Annotated in this window: 17 protein-coding genes and 2 pseudogenes; 10 read left to right on the top strand and 9 right to left on the bottom strand. The window is 59.3% G+C overall.

The features are described from left to right. Positions 1-9: 9 nt before the first annotated feature. Entirely contained in the window at positions 10-420 is a 411-nt protein-coding gene (locus CKW15_RS23000; RefSeq protein ID WP_095058828.1) for a GNAT family N-acetyltransferase, read from the bottom strand. A gap of 862 nt (positions 421-1,282) precedes the next feature. Here CKW15_RS23000 and CKW15_RS29175 point away from each other — a divergent pair. Next, positions 1,283-1,951 (top strand): annotated as a pseudogene (locus tag CKW15_RS29175) (PAS domain-containing protein); the annotation flags it as partial. A 132-nt stretch (positions 1,952-2,083) separates the two neighbouring features. After that, positions 2,084-2,497: pseudogene (locus tag CKW15_RS29180) on the top strand (methyl-accepting chemotaxis protein); the annotation flags it as partial. Positions 2,498-2,620: 123 nt separating this feature from the next. Here the strand turns inward: CKW15_RS29180 and CKW15_RS23010 are convergent. Beyond that, positions 2,621-3,256, bottom strand: coding sequence for a glutathione S-transferase family protein (locus CKW15_RS23010; protein ID WP_095058792.1), 636 nt, complete (start codon positions 3,254-3,256; stop codon positions 2,621-2,623). A gap of 56 nt (positions 3,257-3,312) precedes the next feature. After that, positions 3,313-4,344, bottom strand: a complete 1,032-nt coding sequence (locus CKW15_RS23015; RefSeq protein ID WP_095058791.1) for a LacI family DNA-binding transcriptional regulator — start codon at positions 4,342-4,344, stop codon at positions 3,313-3,315. Positions 4,345-4,558: 214 nt separating this feature from the next. Between CKW15_RS23015 and CKW15_RS23020 the strand changes: the two genes are divergently transcribed. Both CKW15_RS23020 and CKW15_RS23025 read left to right on the top strand, forming a co-directional pair. Further along, complete coding sequence (locus CKW15_RS23020; RefSeq protein ID WP_095058790.1) at positions 4,559-5,092, top strand: gluconokinase; 534 nt, start codon at positions 4,559-4,561, stop codon at positions 5,090-5,092. A gap of 81 nt (positions 5,093-5,173) precedes the next feature. Beyond that, the gene (locus CKW15_RS23025; protein WP_053155456.1) at positions 5,174-6,526 is read left to right on the top strand and encodes a GntP family permease; all 1,353 of its coding nucleotides are present in this window, start codon (positions 5,174-5,176) and stop codon (positions 6,524-6,526) included. A gap of 155 nt (positions 6,527-6,681) precedes the next feature. Here the strand turns inward: CKW15_RS23025 and alaC are convergent, their stop codons facing one another. Continuing rightward, on the bottom strand, positions 6,682-7,899 hold the full coding sequence (gene alaC / locus CKW15_RS23030; RefSeq protein WP_095058789.1) for an alanine transaminase: 1,218 nt from the start codon (positions 7,897-7,899) through the stop codon (positions 6,682-6,684). Positions 7,900-8,038: 139 nt separating this feature from the next. On the opposite strand from alaC, the gene CKW15_RS23035 reads away from it, so the two are divergent. From CKW15_RS23035 to CKW15_RS23045, 3 genes are all read left to right on the top strand, one after another. Next, the gene (locus CKW15_RS23035) at positions 8,039-8,701 is read left to right on the top strand and encodes a LysE family translocator (RefSeq protein WP_095058788.1); all 663 of its coding nucleotides are present in this window, start codon (positions 8,039-8,041) and stop codon (positions 8,699-8,701) included. Positions 8,702-8,767: 66 nt separating this feature from the next. Further along, entirely contained in the window at positions 8,768-9,253 is a 486-nt protein-coding gene (locus CKW15_RS23040; RefSeq protein WP_095058787.1) for a GyrI-like domain-containing protein, read from the top strand. A gap of 97 nt (positions 9,254-9,350) precedes the next feature. Further along, positions 9,351-9,839: a GNAT family N-acetyltransferase gene (locus CKW15_RS23045; RefSeq protein ID WP_095058786.1), complete on the top strand. Its 489-nt coding sequence runs from the start codon at positions 9,351-9,353 to the stop codon at positions 9,837-9,839. A gap of 28 nt (positions 9,840-9,867) precedes the next feature. On the opposite strand, the gene CKW15_RS23050 is transcribed toward CKW15_RS23045, so the two are convergent. Next, entirely contained in the window at positions 9,868-10,353 is a 486-nt protein-coding gene (locus CKW15_RS23050; protein ID WP_095058785.1) for a GNAT family N-acetyltransferase, read from the bottom strand. Positions 10,354-10,494: 141 nt separating this feature from the next. Here CKW15_RS23050 and CKW15_RS23055 point away from each other — a divergent pair, with 141 nt between their 5' ends. The 3 genes from CKW15_RS23055 to CKW15_RS23065 all read left to right on the top strand — a co-directional run bounded on the left by CKW15_RS23055 (position 10,495) and on the right by CKW15_RS23065 (position 12,580). Then, a complete protein-coding gene (locus tag CKW15_RS23055) occupies positions 10,495-10,920 on the top strand; it encodes a nuclear transport factor 2 family protein (protein WP_095058784.1) in 426 nt (141 codons plus the stop codon). Positions 10,921-10,998: 78 nt separating this feature from the next. Next, positions 10,999-11,343 (top strand): YciI family protein, encoded by a 345-nt coding sequence (locus CKW15_RS23060; protein WP_057713581.1) that lies wholly within the window; start codon positions 10,999-11,001, stop codon positions 11,341-11,343. 1 nt (position 11,344) lies between these two features. Beyond that, positions 11,345-12,580, top strand: a complete 1,236-nt coding sequence (locus CKW15_RS23065; RefSeq protein ID WP_095058783.1) for an RNA polymerase sigma factor — start codon at positions 11,345-11,347, stop codon at positions 12,578-12,580. 25 nt (positions 12,581-12,605) lie between these two features. On the opposite strand, the gene CKW15_RS23070 is transcribed toward CKW15_RS23065, so the two are convergent. The 4 genes from CKW15_RS23070 to CKW15_RS23085 form a co-directional block, all read right to left on the bottom strand. Further along, entirely contained in the window at positions 12,606-13,376 is a 771-nt protein-coding gene (locus CKW15_RS23070) for an SDR family oxidoreductase (RefSeq protein ID WP_095058782.1), read from the bottom strand. A gap of 177 nt (positions 13,377-13,553) precedes the next feature. Beyond that, positions 13,554-14,024 (bottom strand): DUF1456 family protein, encoded by a 471-nt coding sequence (locus tag CKW15_RS23075; protein ID WP_095058781.1) that lies wholly within the window; start codon positions 14,022-14,024, stop codon positions 13,554-13,556. 75 nt (positions 14,025-14,099) lie between these two features. Then, positions 14,100-14,810: an rRNA pseudouridine synthase gene (locus tag CKW15_RS23080; RefSeq protein WP_095058780.1), complete on the bottom strand. Its 711-nt coding sequence runs from the start codon at positions 14,808-14,810 to the stop codon at positions 14,100-14,102. Between the two features lie 96 nt (positions 14,811-14,906). Then, on the bottom strand, positions 14,907-15,380 hold the full coding sequence (locus CKW15_RS23085; protein ID WP_095058779.1) for a GNAT family N-acetyltransferase: 474 nt from the start codon (positions 15,378-15,380) through the stop codon (positions 14,907-14,909). Between the last annotated feature and the right edge of the window lie 25 nt (positions 15,381-15,405).

The following is a 15,405-nucleotide window of genomic DNA, read 5'->3' on the forward strand; positions in this document are numbered from 1 at the left end:
CACAATTGTTTATGGGGTCAATCCCATCGCAATCATCGGCTTGCTGCGCGCATAGCGCGTCAAACGCTCAACCATCGCGTAAGGCATCTGCGGATCGAACGTAAAGCCGCGACGCTCATAAAACCCCCGCAGATCCGGATGACAGAACAACCACACCGGGAGTTCGCAATCCTTCACCGCCGCCTCGATCAGTCCCGCCGCAATCCCTTGCTCGCGACAGCCCGGATCGACAAACAGCCCCGTCAGCCAATGCCCGCCGGACACCGGGCGCAGACACAGCACGGCAACGATTTCGTCACGCCGGGCCACCCATAACTGAGCGTCACGGACGGCTTTCATTGACGACTGGTGGGCGCGATAGAACTTGTTCATCAACGGCCATAACGGCTCGTCGAGTCGGCTGTATTGAGTGCTGGGCATGTCTTCGACTGTCGGTGCGCAAAACGGGCGATTATAAAAGAACATGCGCGAGGGGATAGGTGTATACCTGATCTCACATCCCAGTGTGTGGAGTACGTGTCATGTCCAAAGGTATGGATTCAAAGAAAGCGGCGAAAAAGAAACCGGCGAAAACCGCCATCGAAAAACGTGCTGATAAAAAAGCCAAGAAGGTTGACGTGTTCGGTCACTGAGCCCGCGTTGACTGATCGCTCCCATGCAATGTGGGAGCGATTCGCTGAAAACAATCTGCAGGACTTCCCTTGTAAACCGCTGAATTGAGGGTCTTTTTTTACCGTTCGTCGGTACCGAAATACATTTTTCTCACGGCCCTGCGGACGCTGAACCGATTTTGTCCCCATGATGGCCGATTAGTGGCCTTGCAAGAGGGGCGCTGCTGGCTATGCTGACGTGTAACTAACGATATCGACCATGCTGGACAGGTCGATATTGGCGGTCAGAGTGCGCAATTCAAGGCACCCACACTTGACCAAAGGAGCCTTGCGTTAAATGGAGTTACTTGACGAGTCTGTTAGGGCTGGCCCGCGTGCGGGCTATCAAGAGAAGGATGTCTTGATGAGAGTGCCGGTATAGGGACCCTCCGATTGATCATCATTTATCACCTGACAATTCCTTCTTATTGGAGGAACGCGTGTGCCTGTTCCGTGGAACGTAGTGGTGGATGTGAAAGACCAGCAACTTTCATTAATCAAAAGAACGCGCCGAAGGTGATACGACTATGTTCAACCTACATCACAAGGCTGACCTGCTGGAAATCGAACGATTCAGTTGTGCACTGACCGAGGCCAATGCCAAGTTGGCGGCGGTCAGTCGTTCGATGGCGATGATTGAATTCACCCCGGATGGCTTCGTGATCGAGGCCAATGAGAATTTCTGCAGCGCCATGGGTTACAGCGCCGATGAAGTGCGCGGCAAGCATCACCGCATTTTTTGTGAAGAACAGTATTACCGCAGCGACGCCTACACCAAGTTGTGGCGTGATCTGGCGCGTGGCGAGCCGCTGAGCGGCACGTTTTTGCGGTTGGACAAGGCCGGCAGGGAAATCTGGCTCGAAGCCAGTTACATGCCGGTGATGGGCCCCGATCGCCAGGTCAGGAGCGTGATCAAAGTCGCGACCGAGGTCACTGCCAGGGTCAACAAGGAACATGAAAACCAAAGCATGCTTGCAGCGATCGGACGCTCGATGGCGGTGATTGAGTTCACCCCTGAGGGCCGCGTGATCACCGCCAATGAAAACTTCCTGAAAACCATGCAGTACACGCTCAACGAAGTGGTGGGGCAACACCACAGTCTGTTTTGTCATCGTGCTGAAGCCGAGTCCCAGGGTTACAAGAATTTTTGGGCTTCGCTCAATCGCGGCGAATATCACTCCCATCGTTTCGAGCGCAAAAACAAGCAAGGTCAGACGATCTTTCTCGAAGCCTCCTACAACCCGTTGTTCGACGCGAAGGGCCGCCTGTACAAAGTCGTCAAGTTTGCCAGCGACATCACTCACCAGATGACGACCCTGCAAACCGCCGCTGAATCGGCCCACAGCACCTCCGTGCAAAACGATGTTTGTGCGCGCAAAGGGTCCGAGGTGGTGCAGCAAACGGTGCAGATCATCCAGGACATTTCCAAGGACTTGAACGAAGCGGCAGTGAGCATCGACGCTGTCAGCAAGCAGTCCGACATCATCGGCACCATTGTGCAGACGATCCGCGGCATTGCCGATCAGACCAACTTGCTGGCACTCAACGCAGCCATCGAAGCGGCTCGCGCCGGGGAGCACGGACGAGGGTTTGCGGTGGTGGCCGATGAAGTGCGCAGTCTTGCGGCGCGCACCAGCCAGGCGACGCTGGAAATTGTCGAGGTGGTGCGCAAGAACCACGATTTGTCGTTGAGTGCGGTGTCGAGCATGCAGTCAAGTTTGAGTCGAACCGGGCTCGGTGTGGAGTTGGCGAACGAGGCGGGGGAGGTGATTCTGGAAATCCAGCAGGGCTCGCGCCATGTGGTGGATGCGATCAGCCAGTTCAACTCGACGTTGCAGCTGAACTAGCCGCAACGCTGAACCTGTGGCGAGGGAGCTTGCTCCCGTTGAACTGCGCAGCAGTTCCTTTTTGGGGGCCGCTTCGCTGCCCAGCGGGAGCAAGCTCCCTCGCCACAGGGGGTTCGTTTCCGTTCACGGCAAGCCGTTGCAGCCGTATTTGAGGAATCCGGGGCGCTGCGCCAGGCGTTGGAAATACTCATCGACTGCCGGGTAATCAGGGCGGTCAATCGGCGTCATCAGCCAGCGATTGACCGACAAACCGATGACAATATCCGCCAGGGTGAATCGTGGACCGGCCACGTAGGCCTTGGTGGTTGCGAGTTGATGTTCAAGGATTCCCATCTTCTGGTTCCAGCCACGCACGCTGACGTCGGTACGATGCGCGTCCTGGAATTCCGGATCCTTGCGCACCAATGCCATGAACGCGTAACTCCATGACGCATTGAGCTCGATGGCTTGCCAGTCCATCCACTGTTCAACCCGGGCGCGTGCCGCCGGTTCGCCAGGCAGCAGCTCATGCTGGTGTTGGTATTTGCCGGCCAGATAGCGGCAGATGGTATTGGATTCCCACAACACGCCAGCCTCATCGATGATCACCGGCACCTGTGCGTTGGGATTGAAGCGCAGGAACTCGGGGCTGTGGGTGGATGCAAAACCACTGCCCCAGTCCTCGCGTTCGTAGGCAATACCCAGTTCCTCACAGGTCCACAGCACTTTTCGGACGTTGATGGACGAGGCTTTGCCGAGAATCTTCAGTGCATGTTCCATTGGGCTACTCCATCGAGAATGGCGTATATGCAAGTGTAGGAGCTGCGACGGGGAAACTATGTGCTCTCGCGCACCATCAACTCAAACCCCATGTCCTGCACCGGTTTGGCCACGGTGTTGCCGGCCATCAGCGTCAGCATCTGCTCCGCCGCTCGACGACCAATGGCTTCGCGGGGGGTGTTGATGCTGCTGAGGCGCGGAACCATGTGTTCTGACATCGGCAAATCGTTGAAACCCAGAATCGCCACCTGTTCCGGAATCTTGATCCCGCAGCGCATGGCTTCGAGCAAAGCTCCCTGGGCCAGGTCGTCGTTGCCGAAAAAGATCGCATCGACATCCGGCTGACTGGCCAGCAGTTGCAGGAACAGCTCGCCGCCGAGGCCGACGGAGGAGGCGCGGGGCGTCAGCACTTCCAGATCCGGGTCATACAGGCCGGCCTTTTTCAGCGCTTTGCGGAAACCTTCGCCGCGCAGCAACGTGCGTTGATCCAGCTGCGCGCCGATGTAAGCCAGGCGCTTGCGCCCGCGTGACAGTAAATGCTCGGCCGCCGTTTCACCGGCCGCCAACTGCGAGAAACCGACGCAATTGAGCCCGGCGGCGCTGTCCAGTTCCATCATGTACACACACGGAATGTTGCTGGCTTCGATCATCCGACGCGAACTTTCGGTGCGGTCGAAACCGGTCAGCAACAGGCCGCGCGGCTGATACGCCATGTAATTGCGCAGCAGGTTTTCTTCTTCATCGCGCGAGTAATGGAAGTTGCCGATCAGCACTTCGAAGCCCTTGGGGCGCAAAACCTGATGAATGGCTTCCAGGGTGTCGATGAACAACAGGTTGGACAACGACGGCACCAATACCACCACCGAATGGCTCTGGGCCGAGGCCAGGGCGCGGGCGGCAGGATTGACCACGTAATTGAGTTCCAGCGCGGCCTTCTGGACTTTTTCCACCAGTTCGGTGGCCACCGTGCTGACCCCGCGCAGGGCGCGGGAAGCGGTGATCGGGCTGACGCCAGCCAGTCGCGCCACTTCGTTCAGGGTAGGGCGGCCAGTGGTGCGGGTATTTTTATCGTTTTTAGTTGGGGTCATCGACGGCTTGCCAAACAAAATTCAAGGCACTAAGGTAGCGCTGTCTCGATGCAGCTGCAATGCGTGAGCGAGGGTTCGCCTGATCCTCGCTTTTTGGCGTCGGGACTTAACCAGCTGCAACCCACAAAATGACAAGAAAGGCGTCGGCAACTTCTGCTTTTGATCGAGTGTCATAACCGGCAAAGGTAGCGCTGTCTGCGCGCTGAGGTGTTACATGAATCATCCCATCACCGCCCTGGTCATCATGGGCGTTGCCGGTTGCGGCAAGACGTGCGTCAGCGAGGCCCTGTGCCATCTGAGCGGCGCCACTGCCATTGAAGGCGACTCCTTTCACCCTGCCGCCAACATTGAAAAGATGAGCGCGGGTACCCCCCTGAACGACGAAGACCGTGCCGGCTGGCTCGACAGCCTGTGCGATGAACTGCGTCGTATCGATGCCAGGGGCGAGCGCCCGGTGTTGACCTGTTCGGCCCTCAAACACATTTATCGCGAACGTCTGCGCAGTGCCTTGCCGGGCCTGGGTTTCGTGTTTCTTGAGTTGACCCCTGAAGTCGCTGCCGACCGCGTCTCCCATCGGCCGGGTCATTTCATGCCGTCGACCCTGATCGACAGCCAGTTCGCCACCCTCGAATCGCCTGTGGGCGAGCCGTTGACCCTGGCGCTGGATGCTTCGACCAACAGTGTCGGGCAACTGGCGGCGCAGGCTCATGCGTGGTGGCAGGCGAACGGCCTGAAACAGGCGGTATGACTGTGCTTGCAAAGACAGCGCTGTCCTCACCACTTCTGATTAACCCGCTTTAATAACAACAACAACCAGGAGACACCCCCAATGTTTGGCATGTCCCACGAGACGTTCCTGCTGCTCGATGCAGTGGTCACGGTGATCGGGCTTATCGTCCTGATCACCAAGTTCAAGTTGCACCCGTTCCTCGCACTGATCATCGCCGCTGCCTTCCTCGGCCTGACCTCCGGCATGCCGATCGGCACCATCATCAAGGCGTTCCAGGACGGCTTCGGTGGCGTGCTTGGTTTCGTCGGCATCATCCTGGCGCTGGGTACGATGCTCGGCAAAATGATGGCCGAATCAGGTGGTGCGGATCAGATTGCACAGACGTTGATCCGCGCCTTCGGCAAGGACAAGGTGCAGTGGGCAATGATGTTCGCCGCGTTCCTGGTCGGCATTCCGCTGTTCTTCGAAATCGGCTTCGTGTTGCTGATTCCTTTGGTGTTCATCGTGGCCCGCCGTACCGGCGTGTCGATCATCAAGATCGGTATCCCGCTGCTGGCCGGTCTGTCCGCCGTACATGGCCTGGTGCCGCCGCACCCGGGGCCGCTGCTGGCCATCGGCGTGTTCGGTGCCGACATCGGTAAAACCATTCTGTACGGCCTGATCGTAGCGCTGCCAACCGCCATCATTGCCGGCCCGATCTTCGGTACGTTCATCGCCAAGCACATTCCCGGTCACCCGAACCAGGAACTGGTGGATCAACTGGCGCGCGAAACCGATTCGGCTGAGCTGCCGAGCTTCGGCATCACCCTGGTGACCGTGCTGCTGCCGGTGTTCCTGATGCTGCTAAAAACCTTTGCCGACGTGGTGCTGCCGGACGGCAACATTTTCCGCGCCTTTATGGACCTGATCGGTCACCCGATTTCGGCGTTGCTGCTGGCATTGCTGCTGTCGCTGTATACCTTCGGCTACAAGCAGGGCATCGGTTCCAGCCAAATGATGAAATGGCTGGATGCGAGCCTCGCGCCGACCGCCGCGATCATCCTGATCATCGGTGCCGGTGGTGGCTTCAAACAGATGCTGGTGACCAGCGGTGTGGGCGACGTGATCGGCCACATGGCAGTGAACGCACAGATCTCGCCGATCCTGCTGGCCTGGCTGGTGGCGGCGGTGATCCGTATCGCCACCGGTTCGGCGACCGTGGCGACTATCACGGGTGCCGGCATCGTGGTGCCGGTGGTGGGGATGATTCCGGGTGTGAACCGTGAGCTACTGGTGCTGGCCACCGGTGCCGGTTCGTTGATCCTGTCGCACGTGAATGACGCCGGTTTCTGGCTGGTCAAGCAGTACTTCAACATGACCGTGGCTGAAACCTTCAAGACCTGGACTGCGATGGAAACCATCCTCTCCGTGGTGGCCCTGGGCTTTATTCTGTTGTTGTCGCTGTTCGTTTAAGCGAATCGACAGGCACAAAAAAACCGCAGCGATGCGGTTTTTTTGTGTCTGATGCAAACCCCTGTAGGAGCCGGCTTGCTGGCGATCGCATCGACGCGGTTATACGTTAAACCGAGTCGCCTGCATCGCCAGCAAGCCGGCTCCTACAAGCCAGGTCAGGTGGTGGACTTGGTGGCCAGGCCATCTGCCCGGAACATCCCGCGAATCCCACGTACGGCCTGGCGGATCCGGTCCTGGTTTTCGATCAGGGCGAATCGCACGTGATCATCGCCATACTCACCAAACCCAACACCCGGTGAGACGCAAACCTTGGCCTCGGCCAGCAGTTTCTTGGCGAACTCCAGCGAGCCCAAATGCGCGTAAGCCTCGGGAATCTTGGCCCAGACGTACATCGATGCCTTCGGGTTTTCCACCATCCAGCCCAGCTCATGCAGGCCTTTGACCAGCACGTTGCGGCGTTGGCGATACTGCTCGGCGATGTCGCGCACGCATTGTTGATCGCCTTCCAGCGCCGCGATCGCCGCGACTTGCAGCGGGGTGAAGGTGCCGTAGTCGTGGTAGCTCTTGATCCGCGCCAGGGCGTTGACCAGTTCCGGGTTGCCGACCATGAAGCCGATGCGCCAGCCGGCCATGTTGTAGCTTTTGGACAGGGTGAAAAACTCCACCGCAATGTCTTTGGCGCCTGGCACCTGCATGATCGACGGGGCTTTCCAGCCGTCGTAGACGATGTCGGCGTAGGCCAGGTCGTGCACCACCAGCACGTCGTATTGCTTGGCGAGGGCGATGACACGCTCGAAGAAATCCAGCTCCACGCACTGTGCGGTCGGGTTGGACGGGAAACCGAGGATCATCATCTTCGGCTTCGGAATCGACCCGCGAATGGCTCGCTCCAGTTCCGCGAAGAAATCCACACCCGGCACCAGCGGCACCGACCGCACCTGGGCGCCGGCAATCACGGCACCGTAGATGTGAATCGGGTAGCTCGGGTTGGGCACCAGCACGGTGTCGCCCTGGTCGAGGGTGGCCAGCATCAAATGCGCCAGGCCTTCCTTGGAACCGATGGTGACAATGGCTTCGTTTTCCGGGTCGATGTCGACCTCGTAGCGTTCCTTGTACCAGTTGGAAATCGCCCGGCGCAGGCGCGGAATGCCCTTGGACGTGGAGTAACCGTGGGTGTCTTCGCGCTGAGCGACCTGCACAAGTTTTTCGACGATGTGCGGCGGCGTGGGGCCGTCGGGGTTGCCCATGCTCAAGTCGATGATGTCTTCGCCACGACGACGGGCGGCCATCTTCAGCTCGGCAGTGATGTTGAAAACGTAAGGGGGGAGTCGATCTATGCGCGCAAAGCGGCGCGGCGAACCTTGTTCGGCCATTGTTGCCTCGGATAACGTAAGCGCCCGGAACCGTCCGAGCGACGCTGGTCACTGCGGTGACCTGTGGCGGAATGTACGGTCAGCTGTGGCAGACTGTCCAGCCTCAAATCAAACAAATGTGTCCGAAGGATAGGGTTCGATGGAATTTACCAGTGGCTTCTTGTTGAGCCTGTCGCTGTGTCTGGACATTGGCGTGGCCAATATTGCGATGATCACGCTGGCCATGCAGCGCGGCTATTTTCAAGGCTTTGCGCTGGGGTTGGGGACTTGTGTGGGTGACCTGATCTACGCCGTGCTGGCGCTGGCCGGCATGACGGTGTTGCTGCAGTACGAAACCGTGCGTTGGGTGCTGTGGATCGGTGGTTCGGCGCTGCTGGTGTACTTCGCGGCGAAGATGATCTATTCGGCGATTCACCACGAGGCAGTGCTCGCCCAGACGGCGGAGGTGGGAAACAACTCCCATCGCAAGGAGTTCTTGCGCGGTATTTTTCTCGCCATGTCCTCCCCCAGCGCGATTCTCTGGTTCGCGGCCGTTGGCGGCACGCTGATCGCCCGTTCCGGCGGTGGTGGCCCGCTCAGCTCGGCACTGTTTCTCGGCGGTTTCCTCTGCGCGGGTTTGCTCTGGTCAGCCGGCCTGTGCTTCGCCGCGAGCCACGGCGGCAAGTTGCTGGGCGATAAGTTGTTGCGTTATTCCTATATGGCATCGGCTGCGATCTTCTGCTATTTCGCGATCTACGTGATCCTATCGGGTTACAACGAGTTTGTGGGGGCGGGCGCCGTCGAGCAGTTGCACGCCCTGTAATTGGGCGAATCGGGTTTGGCTTCTATACTCCCAGCCGAACCCATTTTTAGTTCCAGGAGTCGAGTCATGGATGAGCAAACACGCGTTGAGGTGTCCGAGCCACGGTTTGTACATGGACACTTCCTGCTGATTGCAGGGCTTGGCGGCAAATTTACCCAACAAACCGTAAAAGGCATTCCCGAGCTCTGGGAAAAGTTCGTGCCCCACATCGGCCATGTCCCGGGTCAAAAAGGCGAAGTGACCTACGGCGTCTGCTGCAATTTCGACGGCCAGGGCGGCTTTGATTACATCGCCGGGGTCGAGATCAGCAAACTCGACGATTTGCCGGAGACGTACCGCTGGGTCGAGATTCAGCCGCAGCAATACGTGGTGTTCGAGCACAAAGGCTCATTGGACACCTTGGCGCAAACCTTCCAATACATCCATGGCACATGGCTGCCGCAGTCCGGGCGTGAACTGCTCAACGCCCCGGAGTTTGAGCGTTACAGCGAAGACTTCAACCCAAAGCTCAATACCGGCAAGCTGGAAATCTGGCTGCCGCTCAAGGCTTGAGCCCCGCATCGAGAGACGGATCGCTCGATTCGTTTCTCGATGTCACACAGCGGCTGATTTATGATTCACGCCTTTCCCACGCTGACCCCGAGCTGCCATGAACACCGTCATCCGCCACGTCACGTCTGCTGATCTGGACCGTTGCTACGCCATCGAAACCGTTGCCTACGAAGGCGACGAAGCCGCCACCCGCGAGAAAATCGCCACCCGCATCGCCACCTGGCCCGAAGGCTTTATCGTGGCCGAAGTGGACGGCGTTGTAGCCGGTTTCATCAATTCCGGTGCGGCGTTTCAGGTGGAAATGTCGGACGAAGCGTTCAAGGAGCTTATCGGCCACGACCCGGCCGGGCCGAACGTGGTGATCATGTCGGTGGTGGTGCACCCGGATTACCAGGGGCAGGGTTTGGCCAAGCGTTTGATGGGTGAATTCATCGAGCGTATGCGCGGGATGAACAAGGCAACCATCCATTTGATGTGCAAGGAACGGCATATTCCGTTGTATGCCGGGTTTGGTTTTGCCTACATCAAACCGTCAGCATCCGACCATGGCGGCATGGCGTGGCATGAGATGGTTTTGACGCTGTAATCTCCTACGAAGGTTCATCGGCGCGCAATTAAAATAACAACCCCATCCGCCGCTCATAACCGATCCGGCCCTTGTACGCTTCGCCGCTGTCGACAAAACCATACTTGGCATACAGCGCAATCGCCGCAGCGTTATCCGCATCCACCGACAGCTCCAGCCCTTTGATTTCCGGCCAGGCCTGGCGCGCTACCTCGGGCAGTGCTTGCAGGCAGGCCTTGCCGAAGCCTTGGCCCTGAGCGCGTTGATCGACTTGCAGCGCATGCAGGGTCGCGCTGTGTTCATCGGCCCAGGCTGGCAGCACTGGCGGGCGCTTGAGCAGCAGGAACGCCACGGGAACGTCTTCGGCCAGCAAGGCGAACCCCTTGACCCCCGGGCCGGGTTTGGACAACAACGTGTGCAACGCACCGTGGATGTCGCCGGAGAATTTGATCTGTTCCGAATGCACTTCGATGGCCTCGACCTGTTGGCGCTGCAGCGTGTTCAGGCTTTCATAAGGCACGAGTCGGGCTGTCACTGGCGTGTCCTGTTTCCAACGGAAAATGAGTCTCGGATTCTAGCGAGTCTGGCGATATGGATTATTTTTATTTCTTCTGTCGATTCGCCGGATCGCCAGACGACTAAGGGTGTCTTCCAATAAAAACCACGGAGAACCACCATGAACTCGCACACCCAGATCCAGAACCTGATCGAAACCTATCGTCAGGCCATGATGGCCAAGGACGTCGATAAAATCATGACCCTGTATGCCGACGACATCGTCTCCTTCGACGCGGTCAAGGCGTTGCAATTCAAGGGCAAAGAGGCGTATCGCGCGCATTGGGAAGATTGCATGAAAATGTGCCCCGGCCCGCACATTTTCGAGTTCCAGGACATCCGCATCGAGGCGTCCCAGGAGATCGCCTTCGCCCATTGGCTGGCCCATTGCGGCGGCACCAACGACAAGGGCGAAACCCAGGCCTGCTGGATGCGCGGCAGTGCGTGCTATCGCCAGGAAGGCGGGTTGTGGCAGATCGTCCATGAGCACTGGTCGGCGCCGTTCGACATGATGAGCGGCACCGTCCTGTTCGATCTGAAACCCTGATCGATGTTATTTGTCGGGGCGCCGCGCCAAATGGCCAATCCACGCCCATAGTTGATCCGTTCGAATCAGGAGACGTTCATGAAGTATTTATGCCTGGTCTACAGCGATGAGCGCCTGCTGCATTCGCTGCCGGAAAGCCCGAAGGACGAGGAGTGCATGGCCTATGCCGAGTCGATCCAGGGCAGCGGCCGGATGGTCGCCGCCGAAGCGCTGGAGTCGGTGCAGACCGCTACCACGGTGCGTATGCGCAACGGCAAGATGTCGATCACCGATGGCCCATTCGCTGAAACCAAGGAGCAGTTGGCCGGTTTTTACCTGATCGATGCCAAGGACCTCAACGAAGCGATCCAGGTCGCCGGGAACATTCCGGCGGCCCGGGTCGGCAGTGTCGAAGTGCGCCCCGTTCGGCAGTTGAATCCTTAAAATGCCAGGGCTGCCGGTTCAGGCGCAGGTCGAGCGGGTCTACCGCGAAGAGTCGCGGCGCATTCTGGCGACCCTGATTCGTTTGCTGGGTGATTTCGACCTTGCGGAAGAGGCCTTGCACGAGGCGTTTTTCATCGCGGTCGAGCGCTGGCAGCGCGACGGCGTGCCGGCCAATCCCCGCGCCTGGCTGGTCTCCACCGGGCGCTTCAAGGCCATTGATGCCTTGCGCCGACGCGCACGTTTTACCGCGTCGCAACCGTTGCTGGTGGCGCAACTGGAAGCGCTGGAGCAGGCCGACTGGAGTGAAGAAGACGTGGAAGACGATCGACTGCGTTTGATCTTCACCTGCTGTCACCCGGCCCTGGCCTCGGATGCGCAAGTGCCGCTGACGTTGCGGGAAGTCTGCGACCTGACGACAGAAGAAATCGCCCGGGCGTTTCTGTCGGCGCCGGCCACCATTGCCCAGCGCATCGTGCGCGCCAAGGCGAAGATCCGCGACGCGAAAATCCCTTATCAGGTCCCCAGCCTCGCCGAACTGCCCGAGCGCCTCGACAACGTGTTGCGGGTGATTTACCTGGTGTTCAACGAGGGGTATTCGGCGTCTGTCGGCGAGACGTTGATTCGCGAGGATCTGACCCGCGAAGCCATCCGTCTAGGCCGATTGTTGATGGAGTTGCTGCCGGAGCCTGAAGTGATGGGGTTGCTGGCGTTGATGCTACTGCACGAATCGCGGCGGCCGGCCAGAACCTCCGCCAGTGGCGAGCTGATTGTGCTGGACGAACAAGACCGATCGTTATGGAGCGCCGAACTGATTGCCGAAGGCTGCGCGCTGATCGAACGGGCGCTGACCCTTGGGCGTTTTGGGCCGTACTGCCTGCAGGCAGCGATTGCGGCAGTGCATGCCGAAGCATCGACGGCTGAGCAAACCGACTGGCCGCAGATCGTCGGTCTGTATGACGTGCTGCTGCGAGCGGTGCCGTCACCGGTCGTCGAGTTGAACCGGGCGGCGGCTTTGGCGCGGCGTGATGGGCCATTGGCGGGCCTGACGCTGGTCGAGCGGATTCTGGCTCGGGGAGATTTACAGGATTACCACCTGGCGCATTCGGCGCGGGCGGAGTTTTGTCGGCAACTGGGGCGTTTCGACGAGGCGCGGGCGGCGTGGGAGCGGGCGCTGGAGTTGACTCAGCAGGCACCCGAGCGGCGGTTTATCGAAGGGCGGCTCAAGACACTGGAGTGACCTGGCTCAAGCCGCCTCATCGCCGCTAGAGACTGAACCCTCCGTCCAGCGGAATGATGTTGCCAGTCATGTAGGCCCCCGCCGTGCTCGCCAGGCTAATTGCCAGCGCAGCCATTTCCTCCTCTCGACCCCAGCGCTTCATCGGAATCAGCGCCGTATCCTGCGCCAGCGCTTGCTCATCATCGCCGATGTGCTGGGTCATTTTGCTCGGAAAGCGCCCCGGGGCGATGACGTTGACGTTGATGTGCTGGCCGACCAGCTCTCGCGCCAGAATCCGCGACAGTTGATGCAGGGCGGCCTTGCTCGGGCCGTAGGCATAAGCCTGTTCGCCGAAGGATGAAATCCCGGCCACCGAACCAATGTTGATGATCCGCGCCGGGTTGGCTTCGCAACCGGCCTTGCGCATCAATGGCAAGAACTGCTGGATGCAGTTGAATACCGACGTCACGTTGAGCTGCATGACCTTTTCCCAGCCCTTGATCGGGTAACTCTCCAGCGGCGCGCCCCACGTGGTGCCGGCGTTGTTCACCAGAATGTCGAGGTGGGTGATCTGTTCGCCTAAGCGCGTGGCCAACTGCTGCACGCCTTCTTCTGTCGCCAGGTTGGCCGCTATGGCGTGGCAGCGTCCGAGTGCACCGAGTTCATCGGCCGTTTGCTGACAGGCTTCGGCATCACGGGCACAGACGTACACGGTCGCGCCGGCTTCGACATAGGCCTTGGCGATCATTTTGCCGATACCACGAGTGCCGCCGGTCACCAGGGCGGTGCGGCCTTGCAGGGAAAAGTAGGGGTGCATGGCAAGTCCTGAGAGCTGATGGTTATTACACCCTAGCCGTCAGTCGTCGGAAGCGGAGCCACTATTTTTGCGCGGAATGGGGATTCATACAGCCGCCCTTGTCGGCGCCGGCTTGCTGGCGATGGCGTTTTGAGAATTGCCATCGCCAGCAAGCCGGCTCCTACAAGGGATGGGCGATTACTGCGGGCGAACGCGCAGGGTCAGGCCCTTGAGGAAGTTGCGCAGCAACTGATCGCCGCACGGGCGATAGTTGGTGTGGCCGAACTTGCGGAACAGCGCGCTCAACTCAGGCTTGGACACCGGGAATTCGGCTGCCTTGAGGATCGCGTGCATGTCGTCTTCCTTCAGTTCGAAGGCGACGCGCAGCTTCTTCAGGATGATGTTGTTGGTCACCGGGACTTCGATCGGCTGCGGCGGACGGCTTTCGTCCTTGCCGCGCTTGAAGATCACCAGGCCGTCGAGGAAATGCGCCATGACTTCGTCCGGGCAACGTACGAAGCCTTCCTCGTCTTCCTCTTTCTTGTCGAGGTAGGTCAGCAGGTCCGGCAGGGTCACGTCCATGCCGCCTTGCTTGATGATCTCGATGACTTTCTTGTCGCTGATGTCGAGCATGTAGCGCACGCTGCGCAGTACGTCGTTATGAATCATGTGGGCAGTCCTGATATTCAGCTGTGGGCGTCGCGGCCAGGCACGGCGCCGAAATGTGTGGCGGCAAGAGCAGCCTTAGAACTTCTCTTTGCCGGACAGGTAGCGCCATTGTCCCAGCGGCACTTTGCCGATGGACACGCCGCCGATGCGAATGCGGCGGATACCGATGACCTTCAGGCCGACAGCCTGGCAGAGCAGGGCAATGATGCCCGGCTGCGGATTTTTCATGGCGAAGCGCAGACGGTTTTCGTTTTGCCAACTGGCTTTGACCGCCGGCAGCTCCTTGCCCTTGTAGGTCAGGCCGTGGTTCAAGCGGTTGAGGCCGTGAGCCACCATTTCGCCTTCGACTTCGACCACGTACTCCTGCTCGATCTTGTTCGAGTCGGCGGTGAGTTTGCGCAGGATTTTCCAGTCCTGGGTGAACACCAGCAAACCGCTGGCATTGGCCTGCAGGTCGGTGCTGGCGGTCAGGCGCAGGAAGTGGCCCTTGAGTGGACGTTTGCCGTAGCGGTGCTCTTCGCTGAGGGTCTCGGCGCTGATGCTGGCCATGGCGGTGTCTGCGTCCATGCCGGCAGGCACGTTGAGCAGCAGGGTCACCGGTTCCGGTGCAGTGGCCTTGGCCTCCGGGTCCAGTTCGACTTTCTGGTTGTCGACCTTGAACTGCGGTTCGTCGATGACCTCGCCGTCGACGGTGACCCAGCCGCCCTCAATGAACAGCTCAGCCTCCCGACGGGAACAGCCGACGAGTTCGATGAGGCGTTTGGAGAGACGAATCGGGTCAGTCATGTCAGGGCCGTAACAAAAAGGGGGTGGGCATTGTACCTGCCTGGCGCCGGTTAATCCCGGTTCCATTTGCACCGTAGAGTTTTTTGTAGGTGCGTGTCAGCCATTGCGCGTCAATAGTTGCGGCTGGCGCATACGCATGTGCAACAACGGATACGGCTGGCCCATGCCATCGACTTCAGAGCGACCGATGACCTCGAAGCCCTGTTTGAAGTAAAAACCGAGGGCTTGGGGGTTCTGTTCGTTGACGTCCAGTTCATCGGCGTTGAGGTTTTCCAGGGCATAGCGCAACAAGCGCTTGCCAAGGCCCTGGCCGCGATACGCCGGGTCGATGAAGAGCATTTCGATCTTGCCCGCCGCAACCCCGGCAAACCCGGTGATGCGTTGGCTCGAATCTTTGGTGCAGATCAACATCACCGAATCGAGGTAATGGGTCAGCACCAGGTCTTTCAGCAGCTTGATGTAGCTGTCTGGCAGGAAGTCGTGGGTGGCGCGCACCGAAGCCTCCCAGACCCGGGTCAGTTCTTCGTAATCGCTTTGTTTCGGCGTGTGGATGACCGAATGCTGGCGCATGCCTGTCTGCCCTTTATGCGTGAGT

This window comes from Pseudomonas sp. Irchel s3b5, from assembly GCF_900187435.1.
GTDB lineage: Bacteria > Pseudomonadota > Gammaproteobacteria > Pseudomonadales > Pseudomonadaceae > Aquipseudomonas.

Bases quoted from the DNA above. Each gene is read 5' to 3' on its own strand.
- CKW15_RS23045 (WP_095058786.1), top strand. From the start codon at position 9,351: ATGAACACCGTCATCCGCCACGTCACGTCTGCTGATCTGGACCGTTGC.
- CKW15_RS23040 (WP_095058787.1), top strand. From the start codon at position 8,768: ATGGATGAGCAAACACGCGTTGAGGTGTCCGAGCCACGGTTTGTACAT.
- CKW15_RS23075 (WP_095058781.1), bottom strand. From the start codon at position 14,024: ATGATTCATAACGACGTACTGCGCAGCGTGCGCTACATGCTCGACATC.
- CKW15_RS23070 (WP_095058782.1), bottom strand. From the start codon at position 13,376: ATGCACCCCTACTTTTCCCTGCAAGGCCGCACCGCCCTGGTGACCGGC.
- alaC (WP_095058789.1), bottom strand. From the start codon at position 7,899: ATGGCCGAACAAGGTTCGCCGCGCCGCTTTGCGCGCATAGATCGACTC.
- CKW15_RS23015 (WP_095058791.1), bottom strand. From the start codon at position 4,344: ATGACCCCAACTAAAAACGATAAAAATACCCGCACCACTGGCCGCCCT.
- CKW15_RS23055 (WP_095058784.1), top strand. From the start codon at position 10,495: ATGAACTCGCACACCCAGATCCAGAACCTGATCGAAACCTATCGTCAG.
- CKW15_RS23025 (WP_053155456.1), top strand. From the start codon at position 5,174: ATGTTTGGCATGTCCCACGAGACGTTCCTGCTGCTCGATGCAGTGGTC.
- CKW15_RS23065 (WP_095058783.1), top strand. From the start codon at position 11,345: ATGCCAGGGCTGCCGGTTCAGGCGCAGGTCGAGCGGGTCTACCGCGAA.
- CKW15_RS23020 (WP_095058790.1), top strand. From the start codon at position 4,559: ATGAATCATCCCATCACCGCCCTGGTCATCATGGGCGTTGCCGGTTGC.
- CKW15_RS23085 (WP_095058779.1), bottom strand. From the start codon at position 15,380: ATGCGCCAGCATTCGGTCATCCACACGCCGAAACAAAGCGATTACGAA.
- CKW15_RS23060 (WP_057713581.1), top strand. From the start codon at position 10,999: ATGAAGTATTTATGCCTGGTCTACAGCGATGAGCGCCTGCTGCATTCG.
- CKW15_RS23010 (WP_095058792.1), bottom strand. From the start codon at position 3,256: ATGGAACATGCACTGAAGATTCTCGGCAAAGCCTCGTCCATCAACGTC.
- CKW15_RS23080 (WP_095058780.1), bottom strand. From the start codon at position 14,810: ATGACTGACCCGATTCGTCTCTCCAAACGCCTCATCGAACTCGTCGGC.
- CKW15_RS23035 (WP_095058788.1), top strand. From the start codon at position 8,039: ATGGAATTTACCAGTGGCTTCTTGTTGAGCCTGTCGCTGTGTCTGGAC.
- CKW15_RS23000 (WP_095058828.1), bottom strand. From the start codon at position 420: ATGCCCAGCACTCAATACAGCCGACTCGACGAGCCGTTATGGCCGTTG.